This window comes from Flexibacter flexilis DSM 6793 (assembly GCF_900112255.1).
Lineage (GTDB): Bacteria > Bacteroidota > Bacteroidia > Cytophagales > Flexibacteraceae > Flexibacter > Flexibacter flexilis.
Genome location: NZ_FOLE01000001.1, coordinates 324,756 through 340,953 on the forward strand (window position 1 = coordinate 324,756; position 16,198 = coordinate 340,953).

Below are 16,198 nucleotides of genomic sequence, written 5' to 3' on the forward strand. Positions count from 1 at the left end.
ACGATGACACACCGCCCCAAGCCTTACACACACACACATCTCTTAATATAACTACTTATTGGCAATAAGTTTAGATCGCTTCTTGTTTGATTCTCATGTCTTTATGCTGTCTGAAGCGGTTATGCCACGTAAAGGCTTCCTCCAAAATATGAGGCGTATGCCCTCCACGCGCACAGGCAGCCTTAAAATACGACCTAAACTCATCGCGGTATTCAGGGTGTGCGCAATTGTCTATAATCACTTTGGCACGTTCGCGCGGCGCAAGTCCACGCAAATCGGCCAAGCCATTGTCTGTTACCAAAATATCTACGTCGTGTTCGGTGTGGTCGGTATGCGAAACCATCGGCAACACGTGCGAAATACTATTGCCTTTAGATGCCGACTGACACACGAAAATGCTCAAGTAAGCGTTACGCGCAAAGTCGCCCGAACCGCCAATTCCGTTCATCATGTTCGTACCGTTGATGTGCGTAGAATTGACATTGCCGTAAATATCAAACTCAATGGCCGTGTTGATGGCAATAATGCCCAAACGACGGATAATCTCAGCGGCGTTGCTGATGTTCTGTGGACGCAAAACCAAACGATCTTTGTATTGACCAATATTATTTACGACACGGTCATAACATTCTGAAGAAATAGTTATGGAAGAAGCCGATGCAAAAGTCATTTTGCCTGCATCCATCAAATCGAAAGTACTGTCTTGCAACACTTCTGAATACATGGTAAGGTCATGAAAATCACCGTTTGTAAAGCCATTCAGCACGGCATTGGCCACTTTGCCGATGCCCGCTTGCAAAGGCAACAAGGAAGTAGTAAGACGACCTTTTTTTACTTCATAATTGAAAAACTCCAACAAATGCCCTGCGATGGCCGAAGTTTTTTCGTCTGGTGCTACGATTTGGGCGGGACTATCGCGTTCGTGTGTGATGACGATGGCAACAATCTTGTCGGGGTCTAGGGGCAAAGCCGTCGTCCCAATGCGGGTATGTGGCTCAAGCACAGGCAATATTTGACGATGCGGGTAGTTTCCTGCATAAAAAATATCGTGTATGCCTGCCAACTCTACGGGAATAATCGTGTTGATTTCGACAATAATTTGTTTGGCCAAAGCCGCAAAGACAGCAGAGTTGCCGACCGATGTGGTGAGGACTAAACTTCCGTCTTCGTTTATAAGCGTCGCTTCCAATACGGCAATATCTACTTCAGGCAAATGTTTGTTGTTAAGCAGTTCGGCGGTTTCGCCCAAATGTTGGTCAATGAACAAGACTTCACCTTTATTGATGCTATCGCGCAAAATCGGGTCGGCTTGGAAAGGCATACGACGCGAAAGCAAATGCGCATTGGCCAAATTGCCGTCGGTATTGTGGCCTAAAGAAGCTCCCGTAATTAATGAAATCTGTAATTCTTGGGTTTTGGCACGTTGGCCCAAAGCCTGCAAAACGGCTTTGCTGTCGCCCGCTTTAGTAAAACCGCTTGAGCCAACTACCATTTTGTTTTTGATAAGTGCGGCGGCTTCGTCGGCGCTCATCACCCTACTCAAAAGTTCGGGTCTGCGAATTCGTTCCTGATACATGGTTATTTGATATTTAATTAAGTAGTAAAAAAATAGTTAAGAAAAAGTAATATTTGTATGTATATTAACCGTTTATAAAAACTAATTTAATCTCTATTGCAACCTATACGGTTTGGGTTAAAAGCCACCCCGCATAATATTACGGAACATGGTGAAAGACCTGTGTATGTGCGTATTGACGAGTATATAAAATGTCAGCATCACCAAACCCACGCCCACGACCGTGAATATTTCCATGTCGGTTAGCAAAATGCTTTGTTTGAGTACGTCTTTATTGATTTGCTTAATGGCCAAGACTTGCGCTTCGTCGGGCGTAAAACCTTTTTGCACAAAAGCGGCAACCGCGTTTGCAATACGCGTTTGGGTTTCGGCAATGGCAGGATTGACGTATTGTTGGAGCTTGCTGTAATGCTCGCGTTGCAAATACACTTGGACATTTTGCATAATGCTAAACCCTAAGGTTGCGCCCCAGAATCGGCCTGTAACGCCTATCGTGCCCGCATAAGAAGACAGATAGGCAGGCACAGCCGACACCACATACATCACCAATGGAACAAATATGATTCCTACAGAAACCCCCTGTAAAATGTACGGAATCGCTATTTGCTGCAAAGAGACATCGGGCACAAAAAGGAAGGTAAACCACAAGTGTTCAGCAGCTAGCAACCCAAAGCCCAACACAAACAAATGTCGGATATGCGTGTGTTTGGCTAAGGCGTAAGCCGAAAACGTAACCCCTACGATTACCCCAAAAACATTAAGCCATTGAATTTGAGCCACTCTGAGCGGCTCCCAATTCCAAACCGTAGCCATCGTGCTATTGGTAATATTAAGCGTAGCACGCGAAATATAATACAGCACAAAAAGCAAAAAACCTACTCGTAAATTCCTGAACTGAAACACTTTAAAGTCGAAAGTCGGGTGGCGTTCGGCCAGTTGGCGGAGGATAAACACCGACGCACAAACCAGACTCGTAACCGACGCGTAAACGATTTGCTGCGACTCAAACCAATACTTTTTTTCGCCGTACACCAGTACAAACGCCCCCGACAAAATGCCAAGCACCAGTATCACATAACTTGCCCAGTCGAGTGTATTAATCGGGAATTTTTCATAAAAGCGTTTTTCGTTGAAAATCAAGAAAATAAGCCCCATACACACCAACTGAAAGGCCGCCGAAGCGTAAGCCATGTATTTCCATTCGAACCAGTCGAGCAACCAAACGGCCAAGTTCATGACCACAGGCGCAGAGATTAACAAAACGCCATAAGCACAGGAAAAAGCAACAATTACGGCGTTACGACTTTTGAGATTAGACAGTAACAGCAGCCGCAACGGAATCCAAGGCAAAGCCATCAGTACGCCACCGATTACCCTAAAAACTATAAATTGGTAATAGTTTTGGGTAAAAGCAGACAAGAAAATCGTAATGGCGGCCATCAAATAAATGCCCATCAAATACCAACGCGTCGGGAAATATTTGAAAAAGCGGCTTTCGATAAGAATCGTAGCCAAAAACGTTCCGTAAGTAACGCTCAAAGCAAATTGCATATCTTCTGGCTCTACGTCGAAGTAGCTGGACGAATACGTTACATTCGCTGAGTACAAACTCAGCAAAATCATGGAATGTAACATACAGAATATCAGGGCGGCATTCACGAACCAGCGCGGTATCCAATCCCTAAAAACTTGATTGTTTGCCATTGCCTTAGTCTTTTTTGCCTGCCACTACTACCACGTTCATACCCGCACGCAACGCGGCGGTTGTTTTCTCTTCGTCGGCGAGTTTGATACGCACGGGAATACGTTGTTCTATTTTCACGAAATTGCCCGTAGCATTGTCGGGCGGCAGCAACGAAAACCGTGCGCCGCTGGCTGGCGAAATAGATTCTACCACACCATTATATTCCTGATTACCAGTAGCATCAGCCCTAAAAGTAACCTTTTGGCCTACGGCTACAGCGTCTAATTGCGTTTCTTTAAAATTGGCCGTAATCCATTTTTCTTTGCTCACAATCGAAAGCATATTTTGACCTTCTTTGATGAGTTGTCCTTCCTGAAGCGTTCTTCTGCCCACCCAACCATCGTAAGGCGCAGTGATGAACGTGTAAGAATAATACAGCGCGGCATTAGTCAAGGCGGCGTGTTTTAGTTCAATCAGTGCATTTTCGGCAGGCACTTTGGAAGCGGCTTGCGCCGTGTTGAGTTGCGCCTCCACGATGTTGCGTTCTATTTCGGCCTGATGTGCTTTGGCCGACTGGTAAGCGGCTTTTTTATGTTCTAATTCTTGCCCCGAAGTGGCATCGTCTTTAAATAAATTCTCGTAACGCTGAAATTCCAATTGCGTTTCCCAAACGGCAATATTGGCAGCTTCCAACTTTGCTTTGTGTACGGCTACGTCGGCTTTGGTGGTGGCCACGCCTTTTTTAAGCACATCGAGTGTACTAATGGCATTGTCGTAGTCAGCTTGCGCCATGTCGAGTTTGGCTTTGTACTCGCGGTTGTCGATGACCAAAAGCGTGTCGCCTTTGTGTACGAATTGGTTTTCTTGGAAATTAATTTTTTCGATATAACCTGTTACGCGGCTAATGATAGGCGTAACGTATTGTTCTACTTGCGCGTCGTTGGTTTCTTCGTGATTTTGGAAAAAAACAAAAAACCAAACGGCCCACGATAATGCGCCCAACAAAATGAGCCCCGCTATTACGTTGATAACGGTCAAAAATATCTTATTAAGGGTGTGTGTCCTTGCGGCTGTCGTTTTCATTGTATTGCGTAATTTTTTAGCGAGAAGAAGAATCCTGCACGGCCAAACCTGCGGCGTGTAAAAGCTGATAATATTGGTTAATGGCTTCGATGCGAGCAGCCACATAATCGTATTTGGCTTGTAGAAGCGCATTGTCGGCATCTATCATTTCGGTACTGATAGCCAAGCCATTAAGATATTTTTTCTTAACGATTCGGTAATTTTCTTGTGCCTGCGCGATGGCCGTCTGCGTGATAGGAATACGGTCGTTCATCTCTTGGAGCTGCGTGTATTTATCAAAAATCAAATCGCGCGTTTGCTCCTTCAAAGTATTGGTTTTGAGTTTTTTGAGGTTTACTTGTTGATGTGCCGTGTGTACGCGTTTGCGGTTTTTGTACAGATTGGACACACTCCACGAAAGGTCTATGCCTGCCCGTCCCAAGCTGTACAAGTAAGGGTGCGGCGGAAACAAAAACAGCATATAGTTGGGATAATTGTACCCAAACGTCCCAAAGCCGTTGATTTGGGGCATATAACCAGCACGCACATTTTTGAGGTCTATTTCGCTGATATGTTCCTCTTTTTGTGCCATCTGTACTTCTTCTTTGGTCATGGCCGCCATCAAATACGTTTGGTAGTCAGCCACTTGCAAAGGGCTATTCATTACCTGCGCCGTGTCTATCACAAGCGTATCTTCTTCAGGCAACTGCAAAAGCGTGTGCAAACGATGTGTTGCCATGGCTACGCCCCTGCGGTTATTGACCTGCAAAAGTTGCATTTGTGAGAGTTGGAACTGGGCGCGGATAAGTTGGTCGGAAGTTACAACACTGTTTTTGCGCAACGATTGAATTTCGTGCAAACGGTCTTGTTCTTCTTTGATATTTTCGGTCAAAAGCGTTTGCATTTGCAAGAGCTTACAGATATGCAAATAATTGTTAATCACTTCATTATGCACATCTTTTTCCGTTTTTTTGGCCTTTATTTCTGCCAATTCGGCTTGTTGTTCTGCTTTGTGAATAGTGTTTTTGATTTGGCCACCCAAATAAATCGGTACTTTGGCGTTGGCCGTTAGGTCGTATATTTCTCGAATAGTATGGATAAATGTCCCTTCGCTGTTCAGGCCGTTTGGATATTCCATCATGTTGCTCATCAGGGCATAAGAGCCGTGCAAATCCACGTTGGGCAACTTGTCGTCTTTCTTTTCCGCTACGATTTCCTCGCTAATTTCTTTTTCCAACACAGCCGTCCGAACGTTTAGGTTCTGTTGGCTTGCCAATTGGAGGGCTTCGGCTAAGCTGATTTTCCGAATGTTTTTTAAATTGTTAGTAGTGTTTGCAATGGCTTTCGATTGATAAAAGGCCGAGTTAATCATAATAACCGCCACAAAACCAGCAACTTGCCAGTATTGTGGCCGCCTACTGCGACTTGTCATGTGTACGTTTCTTTGTTTTGTTTTGCAAAGTTCCGTACTTTACGCCTGTGTTAAATATTGCCTAAAGCCAAAGATTTATTCATTCCTGCCAATGTCAAAATATTATCTTACGGAAGTGGATAAAGAACCGCACACCGTATATTGTCGCCACGATTTGATGGGCGAACGCGTACTGAAAGCGCACCAGCACGCCAAAGGGCAATTTTTATATACAGAAGGCGGCATCGTGCATATCAAGACGGACGAAAAAACATATTTTTTGCCTGCACGCCATTATATCTGGATTCCGCCAAACACAATGCACACGATTCGCACCACATCCGTAGAAGCCACCATGCGCAACCTCTATTTTGAGGTGCAGGACACGGACAGCGACTTTTTCAGGCACACGGGTATTTATCCCGTCAATGATTTGTTGTTCGAAATGCTACTTTATACGCACCGCTGGACAGGCGACATTTCGCCCCAAAACAATGCGGCGGGCTACGCTTTTACCACTGCCATCAAAGCCATTTTGCCCGAAATGAGCAGTTATAGTTTACCGCTTTCGCTGCCCTACCCCACCGACGCACGGCTGGAAAATATCGTGGATTACATGAGCAAAAATTTACATGAGCAAGTAACGTTTTCGCATTTGGCTAAGCAATTTGGCTTTAGTGAAAGGTCTTTGGCGCGACTTTTCCATAAAGACGTAGATATGTCGTTTGTGCAGTTTTTCACGCTGCAACGAATGCTCAAAGCCCTTGAGTATTTGTTGGAAGAGAAGAAAAATGTCAATGAAGTGGCTTTTTTGGTCGGCTATAATAGTGTTCCGACGTTTAGCAACACATTTCAGAAAGTAATCGGCCTGCGCCCTTCCGAATACATCAAACTGCGGGGCGTGCAAGACTAAAAATAAAAACCCCATGCCAAGCAATAAGCATGACATGGGGTTTTCTTTTTAAAGATTTTTCATCTAACAAAATTAGATAATCAGCATCGCATCGCCGTAGCTAAAGAAACGATATTTTTCTTTGATAGCTTCTTGATACGCATTCATTACTTTGTCATAACCACCAAAAGCACAAGCCATCATCAAAAGTGTAGATTCTGGCATGTGAAAATTGGTAATCAAGGCGTTAGCAATTTTAAAATCATACGGAGGGAAAATAAAACGGTCTGTCCAGCCTTCGTTCGGTTTGAGGCGAGCATTAGCCGACACCGACGACTCCAACGCACGCAAAGTAGTGGTACCCACCGCACAAACGCGTTTTTTGACATCAAGCGAAGCGTTTACTTTATCGGCGGTTACTTCAGGCACTTTAAAGTTTTCCGATTCGGGTTTGTGTTTGGTCAAATCCTCCACTTCTACTTTTTTGAACGTACCCAAGCCCACGTGCAAAGTAATTGGCGTAATGTCCACCCCTTTCAATTCCAAGCGTTTCATTACTTGGCGCGTGAAGTGCATACCCGCCGATGGCGCAGCCACCGCACCCGTATGTTGCGCATAAATCGTTTGGTAACGGTCGCGGTCGGCGGCCTCTACCTTGCGACGAATTTGCGGCGGAAGTGGCGTTTCGCCCAAAGCGTCAAGGGTTTTATAAAATTCGTCGTCCGAGCCATCGTACAAAAAGCGAATAGTGCGGCCACGTGAAGTAGTGTTGTCAATTACTTCAGCCACCAAATCACTATCACCGAAATATAACTTGTTACCCACACGGATTTTACGTGCAGGATCCACAATTACGTCCCAAAGATGATATTCTTTGTTTAGTTCGCGCAACAAAGATACTTCGATCTTTGCGCCTGTTTTTTCTTTATTTCCGTAAAGACGAGCTGGGAAAACTTTGGTATCGTTAAGTACCATTACATCGCCTTCATTAAAATATTCAATAATGTCTTTAAAAACTTTATGCTCAATTTTTCCTGTTTGGCGGTGCAACACCAACATACGGGCTTCATCGCGGTTCTCGTTCGGATAGAGGGCTATCAGATCCGAAGGGAGATTAAACTTAAATTCGGAAAGTTTCATATGTATTTTTTGATATTTCTATGTAGCTAATCGCCTTTTCAAAAAAGAACCGCAAATATAGCAAATTTCATTGCTTTTGTAAAGAAGTTTTTTATATACCTTGCGAAATTTAAGACAAAAAGGTACTGGTATTTGGTCAAAATTTGTAATTTTAGCTTTTATTTACGCTATTGACCAGTATTATGAAGAAAGTGTTATTTGTTTGTTTGGGGAATATATGCCGCTCACCATTAGCCGAAGGTCTTTTTACTCAGCATGTTCAGCTACAAGAACTCACCGACCAATTTGAGATAGATTCGGCAGGTACTAACTCCTACCATATGGGTGAGTTGGCCGATCAACGCACGCGTGCCAATGCCGCGTCGCATGGCTTAGGTCTTACACATCGTGCACGTACCTTCAAGGCGCAAGACTGGCAAGAATTTGACCTTATTTTGGCAATGGATGAAAATAATTTGGAAAATATCAAGCGTTTGTGCCCCAATCCTGAGCTGCTAACCAAAGCCAAACTCATGCGCGAATACGACCCGCAAGCCGACAGCCTCGAAGTACCAGATCCTTATTACGGTACTGAAAAAGATTTTGAAGAAGTTTATCAAATTTTGCACCGCAGCACAGCCGCTTTATTGGCTTCAATTATTTCTTAAAATAAAGAATTGCCCCGACCATGTTACGAACTCTTTTCCTAAACAATCGCTTCTTTTTGGTTTGCATAGGGCTGGTACTGGCTTTTGTACTCAGCTTTTTGCTGCCTACGCTGCTTATTTTTACCAAAATGGCAACGCTCTTGTTTGGGCTGCTGGTGGCATGGGACATTTTTTTGTTGTATCGTACAAAAAACGGCTTGGACGGTCGGCGCGATGCCCCTTCTCGCCTTTCCAATGGCGACGACAACGAACTTTTTGTACGTTTGGAAAACTATTATCCGTTTGCCGTGTCCGTGCGTGTGATTGACGAATTGCCGTTTCAGTTCCAACGCCGCGACGTGCGTTTTGATGCCCAAATTCCCGCCCAACAACCAATCAGTATTGCCTACAAATTGCGGCCTGTGAAGCGTGGCGAATATCGTTTTGGCGGCATCAATGTACTGCTTTCGTCGGGTTTGGGGCTGGTTGCACGACGGTTTGTGTTTTCAGCCAATCAAATGTTGCCTGTTTATCCTTCGTACATTCAGTTGCGCAAATACGAATTGAGTGCCATTAACCAACATCTCAAAAACTTGGGTATCAAGAAAATACGACGCATCGGCAACAACCAAGAATTTGAGCAAGTAAAAGAATATGTGGCAGGCGACGATGTGCGCACTATCAACTGGAAAGCTACCGCACGCCGCAACGTGCTGATGGTAAATCATTACCAAGACGAAAAATCGCAGCAAGTGTATAGCCTCATCGACAAAGGCCGCGTCATGCGGATGCCTTTCGAGGGTATGAGCCTGATGGATTATGCCATTAATGCCGCGCTGGTGATTTCTAATGTGGCCATTCGCAAAGACGACAAAGCGGGACTTATTACGTTTAATCATCGCGTCGGGACGGTGCTGAAAGCGGCCAAAACAGGCGGGCAAATGCAAACGATTGTCGAGACGCTGTACAACCAAAAAACCAGCTACAAAGAAACCGACTACGAAGCCTTGTATTTTCAGGTGCGCAAACACGTTACGCAACGTAGTTTGCTGCTGCTATATACCAATTTTGAATCATTTTCGGGTATGCAACGCCAATTACCGTATTTGCGCAAATTGGCTATTCAGCACGTTTTGGTCGTTATTTTCTTTGAGAATACGGAGCTAAACCAACTCACGCACGCACCCGCCAACAGCCCCGAAGAAATTTATTTGAAAGCCACTGCCGAAAAATTCAGTTTGGAGAAACACCAAATCGTGGCGGAGTTGCGCCGACACGGTATTTATGCCGTCCTGACCAGCCCCGACAAACTGACTATCAACACCATCAATCAATATTTGGAGTTGAAAGCCAGAGGCTTGATTTAGCCCAGAAGCGCACAATAAAAAAACCTTATAGCCTTCAAAGCCATAAGGTTTTTTTTATTGTTATCGTCAAAGAAACGAATAAAATCTTATTTGAACATGGATTTGATACTGCCCCACGAACGTTGCACCGCCGTTGGGCTATGCTGAATGTTGGCAAACAAATTATAAGCACTCGAATTGGTATGAATTACTAACTTATACGAAATAGTTTGCGCTTGGTCGTCTGTTTTGTAAAGATTGTCGTCCAAAAACGTATAGTTTCCTGAACCATTGATGGACACTGTCGTAAGTTTCTGATAAGCCGTTTCACTGGCTTTCTTGCGATATACCTCGTAGCTGCTTACACCACCTTCGTCAGCAATCTGCCAATCCAATTTCACATCTGCCCCCTGATAGCTCGCCGAGAAATAACTTTGGCTAATGTCAAAAGCAGTCAATCCAGCGACGAAAACAAGACAAAATAAAACTAATATAGGTTTATACATAGAAAATCCTTTCTTTTTAATTTTTTAAAGAATATCCGACCTCTTCTTGCTAAAAATTGGTTATAGGTTCAGAGGCAAATATAAAAGTTTTTTAAAAAGAATGTTCTTTCGTAACAAAAATTTAACACAACTTTTCGTGTATTTTTTTGCATTAATCCACAAAACGTACTCTTTAGACAATGCTTGCCTCAAAAAGTGTAGCAAAGTGCTTTCTAATTTTTTCAGCTACTTCTTCCATTGACACGGCGCGACCCAATTCTTTGACCAAAGACGTAACGGCCTTATCCTGAATCCCGCACGGGACAATGTACCCGAAATAATCCAAGTTCGTGTTCACATTCAGCGCAAAACCGTGCATCGTTACCCAACGGCTACTGCGCACGCCAATCGCGCAAATCTTGCGGTTTTCTATCCAAACACCCGTCAGGCCTTCGATGCGGCCAGCTTTCAGGCCGTAGTCGTTGAGCGTCAGGATAATTGCCTCCTCAATGAAGCGCAAATATTTGTGGATGTCGGTAAAGAAATTATCCAAATCAATAATCGGATAGCCGACAAGCTGCCCTGGCCCGTGATAGGTTATATCTCCTCCCCTATTGATTTTGAAATAAGTAGCCCCGATTTGTTCCAAACGCTCTTGCCCAATGAGCAAATGCTCGGCATCGCCACTTTTGCCCAACGTATAAACGTGTGGGTGTTGGCAAAAAAGCAAATAATTTTCGGTGGATACTGGCTGCTCGGCGGTGCGATTGGCTATCTTTTTTTCGATGATTTGATTAAAAAGTTTGTCCTGATACGCCCACGCATCACCGTAGGCGATTTCTCCCAAATCCTGAAAAATAATGTTCTTGTTTTGCATCTGAAAAATAGTTTATATCAAATACAAAACGCTGCAAATCTGTGAGTTATTTGCAGCGTTCGGTGATTGTTTTGTTCGATTAAATTTTCTCGAAACCTGTGTATTCGTGTAGCACTTTTGGCAAATAAATACCGTCTTCGCGTTGGTTGTTTTCCAAAATAGCGGCCACGATGCGCGGCAAAGCCAAGGCACTGCCGTTGAGCGTGTGCAACAAATACGGCTTTTGGTCGCCAGACTTGCAACGCAATTTCAGACGGTTGGCTTGGAACGTCTCGAAGTTACTCACCGAGCTTACTTCCAACCAACGTTGTTGGGCTGCCGAGAATACCTCCATGTCGAAAGTAAGAGCCGAAGTAAAGCTCATGTCGCCACCGCAAAGGCGCAACACGCGATACGGCAACTCCAATTTTTGCAACAAACCTTGTACGTGTTGGCTCATTTGCTCCAATGCCTCGTAAGAGTTTTCGGGCTTGGTGATTTGCACAATTTCCACTTTGTCGAACTGGTGCAAACGGTTCAGGCCGCGCACGTGCGCACCCCACGAACCCGCCTCACGACGGAAACAAGGCGTATAACCTACGTTTTTCACGGGCAAATCGCTTTCTTTCAGAATCACGTCGCGGTAAATGTTCGTAATCGGCACTTCGGCGGTCGGGATAAGGAAAAGGTCATCGGTTTGGGCGTGGTACATTTGGCCGTCTTTGTCTGGCAACTGTCCCGTACCGAAACCCGAATCGCGATTGATAAGAATTGGCGGCTGAATTTCGATATAACCCGCTTTGGCGGCCTCGTCTAAGAAAAAGTTGATAAGGGCGCGTTGCAATCTTGCGCCTTTGTTTTTATAGACAGGGAAACCCGCTCCCGTAATTTTATTACCCAAATCAAAATCTATAATATCATATTTTTTGATAAGTTCCCAATGCGGTAGTGCGTCGGCAGACAATTGCGGCACAGTTCCCCACGAGAAAGCCACTTGGTTGTCGTCGGCAGAAACGCCTTGCGGAACGCTTTCGTGCGGCAAATTCGGCAATGTTACCAACACTTCGTACAGTTCGGTTTCCAAACTTTCGAGCTTTTCGGCCAAGTCTTTGCTACGTGCTTTGAGGGCGGCGGTTTCGGCTTTAAGGGTTTCGGCTTCGGCGGCGTTGCCTGCTTTCATGAGTGCGCCGATGGATTTGGCTTTGTTGTTGGACTCGGCCAGCACGTTGTCGGCCTCAAATTGTGTTTCGCGGCGGCTGGTGTCCAGTGCCAAAACAAGTTCTACAATATTGGCAGCATCTTTAATGCGCTTTTTTTCTAAGCCTTTGATGGCCAGTTCTTTGTTTTCTTTCAAAAATTGAACTTGAAGCATCGTTCTTGGTCAGTATAGATTGAATTAAATATGTATCGGAGTTTTGCTGCAAAATAGTGCTTTGTTATTGCTCTGTGTTACATTTTGCGGCGCGAAGTTAGCATTTTAATTATGAAAGAATGGAATCTTTGTCATACAAAAGCCTGCAAGACGATTTCTATCATGATAATTTAGATTTTGATAAGCCCGAAATAAAAAAATAAGCCTTTTATTTTCAAGAAATTAAGCAACTATAAGCACGCAAATTCAATCAGAAAAAGGCTGCCCAGCAGCAGCCTTTTATCCTAATATAAAACTAAAACTCTATTTGTTTCAAACGCTAATTTTACAAAATATATTGGCTTAAATCACGGTTTTTGGCAAGCCCCGACAAGCGTTCTTCCACGATTTTTGGCGTAACGGTCAGGTGCACGTTTGCCCCAATTACATCAGGAATATCAAACATAAATTCGTTGAGCAAATGGCTCATTACCGTATGCAAACGCCTTGCGCCAATATTTTCTACATCGCTGTTGAGCTGATAGGCAATTTCGGCAATTTTCATAAGTGCTTCATCTTCAAAAGAAAGCGTTACATCTTCGGCAGCAAGCAAGGCTTCATATTGCTTGGTGAGGGCATTTTTGGGCGTTTTGAGAATTTGATAAAAATCTTCTTTGGTGAGGCTATTTAGCTCCACGCGAATCGGGAAACGGCCTTGCAATTCGGGAATCAAATCCGAAGGCTTGGACACATGAAACGCCCCCGCCGCAATAAACAAAATATGATCTGTGTTAATAATGCCATGTTTGGTATTAACGGCACTGCCTTCTACTATCGGCAACAAATCGCGTTGCACACCTTCGCGGCTCACATCTGCGCCACCGCCACTACGGCCACTGTTAGCGATTTTATCTATTTCATCAATAAAAATAATGCCTGTGTTTTCGGCTTTGCGAATGGCCTCATCTTTCACCTCGTCCATGTCGATGAGCTTGGCGGCTTCTTCTTCCAGCAGCAAACGACGTGCTTCGGCAATGCTTACTTTGCGTTTGCGCGTGCGGTTGGGCATGATGCTATTCATCATTTCTTGAATATTCATCATGGAGCTATCGTCCATACCAATAGGGCCAATCATACCTACGCCTGTGCCGCTATTTTGAGATACATTAATTTCTATTTTGCGTTCTTCCAGCTCTCCATTACGGATTTTCTCACGAAAACGCTCCCGTGTTTGTTCGTTTAGCGCGTGGTCTTCATTCGTATTTTTAACTGGCGGAATCAGCGCATCGAGAATAATGTCTTCCACGGCGGCAGCGGCTTTTTGCTTTACGGTTTCTTTCTTTTGGGTCTTGACCATATTCACCGCCGACTCTACCAAATCACGCACCATACTTTCCACATCACGCCCCACATATCCTACTTCCGTAAATTTGGAGGCTTCTACCTTGATAAATGGCGCATCTGCAATTTTGGCAAGACGGCGAGCGATTTCGGTTTTGCCCACACCCGTAGCTCCAATCATCAGGATATTATTCGGAACGATTTCGCGCTGCATTTCAGGGGCGGCATTCATGCGTCGCCAGCGATTACGCAAAGCGATGGCCACATTTCGTTTGGCTTCGTGTTGGCCAATGATATATTTGTCGAGTTCCTCTACGATTTGTCTCGGAGTCAGATAAGATGTATTGTCTATCATCTGCGATAGGTGGGTTTTAGTTGTTTGTATCAAAACAAAGTTAAAGAAATAAGTTTATAGCATTATTTTTCAGATAAATATTTGAAAATAAATAACTTAAAACAAATAAAAATATTAAATAGTATTAAATTTTTAATTTAAAAAATGACTAAAATTTTACCATATAATCGCCTAAATAACGACAAAGTTTGTGATTTTGTCCGTATAAATTTAGAAAATAAGTAAAGTATTGCATACCTTTGAACTTCGATAGTATTGAGCAAATGAATAAAATAATGAAAGAAAACGAAGAGCACTGGGACTTAGTTGTAAAGCCTAAGTACAGTTTGTTCGACTTGCATTTGGCAGATTTATGGCGTTATAAAGACTTGATTATGCTTTTTGTTCGTCGCGACATTATAGCCACTTATAAGCAAACAATCTTGGGGCCACTTTGGTTTGTTATCCAACCCCTGATGATGACCCTGATTTACACGCTGGTGTTTGGCCGAGTGGCTAATATCCCGACAGATGGTGTAGAGCCGCCTATGATGTTTTTCTTGTCGGGCGTTATTCTTTGGAATTATTTTGCCACCTGCCTTACCAAAACCGCTAACACGTTTGTCGCCAATGCGGGGATGTTTGGCAAAGTTTACTTTCCTCGACTGACAGTGCCTGTCTCTGTCATGATTAGCAATTTGGTCAGTATGGGCATACAATTTGGACTATTTGTTGTCCTTTCAGTTTATTTTGCATTTACAGGCAGCACGATTCACATCACAGGCTACATTCTATTGCTCCCTATTCTGATTTTATTGTTGGCCATTTTGAGTTTGGGTTTAGGGATTATCATTTCCGCACTCACCACCAAATACCGCGATTTATCTTATTTTTTAGCTTTCGGGGTGCAGCTTTTGATGTTTGCTACGCCAGTAGTTTATCCTTCCTCTTTTGTTTCTGAAAAATATCGCTGGATTATACAGTTTAACCCCATCGCTCCCATCATTGACGGTTTTCGTAGTGCTTATTTCGGAACAGGCTATTTTGACTGGAGTGGTTTGGCCTATACCAGTGTTTTTTCCCTTGTTACGCTGTCCGTTGGCATCGTACTCTTTAACAAGGTAGAAAAAACATTTATGGATACGGTCTAAATATCACCTAATCACAGAAATACCAAAACCAAAGCATCTATGATGAAGGTTAGCGTTTGCATGATTACTTATAATCACGAACAGTACATTGCCCAAGCGATAGAGAGCATCATTGGACAACAAACAGACTTTGATTATGAGTTAATTATTGGCGAAGATTGCTCCAAAGACGGAACACGCAGTATATGCGTGGACTATCAACAAAAATACCCTGACAAAATTAAACTTGTACTACATAATCCCAACGTAGGAATGCTCCCCAACTTCTTATCTGTATTGGATAAATGTGAAGGAGAATTTGTGGCGATGTGCGAAGGAGACGACTATTGGACGGATGTGCACAAGCTACAAAAGCAAGTAGATTTTTTCAACAAAAACCCTGATTATACCGTCAATTTTCATTCCTTGCAATTGATGGTAAACGGAGAAATACAAACGCCAGCCTTTTTACCCAAAAATACATTTTCGATAGAAGACCTTATCAAAAGTAATTTTATCGGGACAGCATCGGTCATGTTCCGATTCCAAAAGCCATTTTCTTTACCAAATTGGTTTGTAGAATTACCTTTTGGAGACTGGACACTGCACATTATCAATGCCAACAAAGGAAAAGTTGGCTACCTGCCAGAACATTTGGGCGTGTACCGAATCCATGCGGGCGGCAATTGGTCTAATGCTCGTGCCTCTGCCCTCAAACAGGAATTAGTGAAAGTGAAATTCTACAATCATATCAGCCATTATCTGGCATCTAAGTATGATCGTGTTATTTCTGTCGAAAAAATTAAACTTTGGAATAATATACTCAATCACTCCGACATCGCCATTCCGACAAAAGAAATCATAACAGACATAACAAACTGTCTTCAGTCCTTCGGGAAAATAGACAATGCCACACGGGCTACTGGTAGCAAAAGTAACCGTAAAACTGGTTAAATCTTTGTTC

Annotated in this window: 14 protein-coding genes; 5 read left to right on the plus strand and 9 right to left on the minus strand. The window is 43.6% G+C overall.

The genetic code is table 11. The annotated features are described in order from the left end of the window. Nucleotides 1–70: 70 nt before the first annotated feature. From BM090_RS01360 to BM090_RS01375, 4 genes are all read right to left on the minus strand, one after another. On the minus strand, nucleotides 71–1,576 hold the full coding sequence (locus tag BM090_RS01360; protein WP_091506077.1) for a succinate CoA transferase: 1,506 nt from the start codon (nucleotides 1,574–1,576) through the stop codon (nucleotides 71–73). Between the two features lie 117 nt (nucleotides 1,577–1,693). Beyond that, complete coding sequence (locus tag BM090_RS01365) at nucleotides 1,694–3,280, minus strand: MFS transporter (RefSeq protein WP_091506080.1); 1,587 nt, start codon at nucleotides 3,278–3,280, stop codon at nucleotides 1,694–1,696. Nucleotides 3,281–3,284: 4 nt separating this feature from the next. Next, nucleotides 3,285–4,343: an HlyD family secretion protein gene (locus tag BM090_RS01370; protein WP_091506082.1), complete on the minus strand. Its 1,059-nt coding sequence runs from the start codon at nucleotides 4,341–4,343 to the stop codon at nucleotides 3,285–3,287. A gap of 16 nt (nucleotides 4,344–4,359) precedes the next feature. Beyond that, a complete protein-coding gene (locus BM090_RS01375) occupies nucleotides 4,360–5,754 on the minus strand; it encodes a TolC family protein (protein ID WP_091506084.1) in 1,395 nt (464 codons plus the stop codon). 91 nt (nucleotides 5,755–5,845) lie between these two features. On the opposite strand from BM090_RS01375, the gene BM090_RS01380 reads away from it, so the two are divergent. Continuing rightward, nucleotides 5,846–6,646: an AraC family transcriptional regulator gene (locus BM090_RS01380; protein ID WP_091506086.1), complete on the plus strand. Its 801-nt coding sequence runs from the start codon at nucleotides 5,846–5,848 to the stop codon at nucleotides 6,644–6,646. A gap of 72 nt (nucleotides 6,647–6,718) precedes the next feature. Here the strand turns inward: BM090_RS01380 and queA are convergent, their stop codons facing one another. Further along, a complete protein-coding gene (queA, locus tag BM090_RS01385; protein ID WP_091506089.1) occupies nucleotides 6,719–7,765 on the minus strand; it encodes a tRNA preQ1(34) S-adenosylmethionine ribosyltransferase-isomerase QueA in 1,047 nt (348 codons plus the stop codon). A gap of 182 nt (nucleotides 7,766–7,947) precedes the next feature. Here queA and BM090_RS01390 point away from each other — a divergent pair, with 182 nt between their 5' ends. Both BM090_RS01390 and BM090_RS01395 read left to right on the plus strand, forming a co-directional pair. Further along, a complete protein-coding gene (locus BM090_RS01390) occupies nucleotides 7,948–8,412 on the plus strand; it encodes a low molecular weight protein-tyrosine-phosphatase (protein ID WP_091506091.1) in 465 nt (154 codons plus the stop codon). Between the two features lie 20 nt (nucleotides 8,413–8,432). Beyond that, nucleotides 8,433–9,758: a DUF58 domain-containing protein gene (locus BM090_RS01395; protein WP_091506094.1), complete on the plus strand. Its 1,326-nt coding sequence runs from the start codon at nucleotides 8,433–8,435 to the stop codon at nucleotides 9,756–9,758. 86 nt (nucleotides 9,759–9,844) lie between these two features. On the opposite strand, the gene BM090_RS01400 is transcribed toward BM090_RS01395, so the two are convergent. The 4 genes from BM090_RS01400 to hslU all read right to left on the minus strand — a co-directional run bounded on the left by BM090_RS01400 (nucleotide 9,845) and on the right by hslU (nucleotide 14,125). Continuing rightward, nucleotides 9,845–10,243 carry a hypothetical protein gene (locus BM090_RS01400; protein WP_143083833.1) on the minus strand — a complete coding sequence of 133 codons (399 nt, stop codon included), beginning with the start codon at nucleotides 10,241–10,243 and terminating at the stop codon, nucleotides 9,845–9,847. Between the two features lie 172 nt (nucleotides 10,244–10,415). After that, on the minus strand, nucleotides 10,416–11,099 hold the full coding sequence (gene lipB / locus BM090_RS01405) for a lipoyl(octanoyl) transferase LipB (protein ID WP_091506100.1): 684 nt from the start codon (nucleotides 11,097–11,099) through the stop codon (nucleotides 10,416–10,418). Between the two features lie 79 nt (nucleotides 11,100–11,178). Beyond that, on the minus strand, nucleotides 11,179–12,450 hold the full coding sequence (gene serS, locus BM090_RS01410) for a serine--tRNA ligase (protein WP_091506103.1): 1,272 nt from the start codon (nucleotides 12,448–12,450) through the stop codon (nucleotides 11,179–11,181). Between the two features lie 325 nt (nucleotides 12,451–12,775). Beyond that, nucleotides 12,776–14,125 carry an ATP-dependent protease ATPase subunit HslU gene (gene hslU / locus BM090_RS01415; RefSeq protein WP_091506106.1) on the minus strand — a complete coding sequence of 450 codons (1,350 nt, stop codon included), beginning with the start codon at nucleotides 14,123–14,125 and terminating at the stop codon, nucleotides 12,776–12,778. Nucleotides 14,126–14,400: 275 nt separating this feature from the next. Between hslU and BM090_RS01420 the strand changes: the two genes are divergently transcribed. Next, nucleotides 14,401–15,255 carry an ABC transporter permease gene (locus tag BM090_RS01420; RefSeq protein WP_221405317.1) on the plus strand — a complete coding sequence of 285 codons (855 nt, stop codon included), beginning with the start codon at nucleotides 14,401–14,403 and terminating at the stop codon, nucleotides 15,253–15,255. Between the two features lie 39 nt (nucleotides 15,256–15,294). After that, nucleotides 15,295–16,188, plus strand: coding sequence for a glycosyltransferase (locus BM090_RS01425; RefSeq protein WP_091506111.1), 894 nt, complete (start codon nucleotides 15,295–15,297; stop codon nucleotides 16,186–16,188). Nucleotides 16,189–16,198: the final 10 nt, after the last annotated feature.

Bases quoted from the DNA above. Each gene is read 5' to 3' on its own strand.
- hslU (WP_091506106.1), bottom strand. From the start codon at position 14,125: ATGATAGACAATACATCTTATCTGACTCCGAGACAAATCGTAGAGGAA.
- BM090_RS01390 (WP_091506091.1), top strand. From the start codon at position 7,948: ATGAAGAAAGTGTTATTTGTTTGTTTGGGGAATATATGCCGCTCACCA.
- BM090_RS01375 (WP_091506084.1), bottom strand. From the start codon at position 5,754: ATGACAAGTCGCAGTAGGCGGCCACAATACTGGCAAGTTGCTGGTTTT.
- BM090_RS01395 (WP_091506094.1), top strand. From the start codon at position 8,433: ATGTTACGAACTCTTTTCCTAAACAATCGCTTCTTTTTGGTTTGCATA.
- serS (WP_091506103.1), bottom strand. From the start codon at position 12,450: ATGCTTCAAGTTCAATTTTTGAAAGAAAACAAAGAACTGGCCATCAAA.
- BM090_RS01400 (WP_143083833.1), bottom strand. From the start codon at position 10,243: ATGTATAAACCTATATTAGTTTTATTTTGTCTTGTTTTCGTCGCTGGA.
- BM090_RS01370 (WP_091506082.1), bottom strand. From the start codon at position 4,343: ATGAAAACGACAGCCGCAAGGACACACACCCTTAATAAGATATTTTTG.
- BM090_RS01420 (WP_221405317.1), top strand. From the start codon at position 14,401: ATGAAAGAAAACGAAGAGCACTGGGACTTAGTTGTAAAGCCTAAGTAC.
- BM090_RS01360 (WP_091506077.1), bottom strand. From the start codon at position 1,576: ATGTATCAGGAACGAATTCGCAGACCCGAACTTTTGAGTAGGGTGATG.
- queA (WP_091506089.1), bottom strand. From the start codon at position 7,765: ATGAAACTTTCCGAATTTAAGTTTAATCTCCCTTCGGATCTGATAGCC.
- lipB (WP_091506100.1), bottom strand. From the start codon at position 11,099: ATGCAAAACAAGAACATTATTTTTCAGGATTTGGGAGAAATCGCCTAC.
- BM090_RS01425 (WP_091506111.1), top strand. From the start codon at position 15,295: ATGATGAAGGTTAGCGTTTGCATGATTACTTATAATCACGAACAGTAC.
- BM090_RS01365 (WP_091506080.1), bottom strand. From the start codon at position 3,280: ATGGCAAACAATCAAGTTTTTAGGGATTGGATACCGCGCTGGTTCGTG.
- BM090_RS01380 (WP_091506086.1), top strand. From the start codon at position 5,846: ATGTCAAAATATTATCTTACGGAAGTGGATAAAGAACCGCACACCGTA.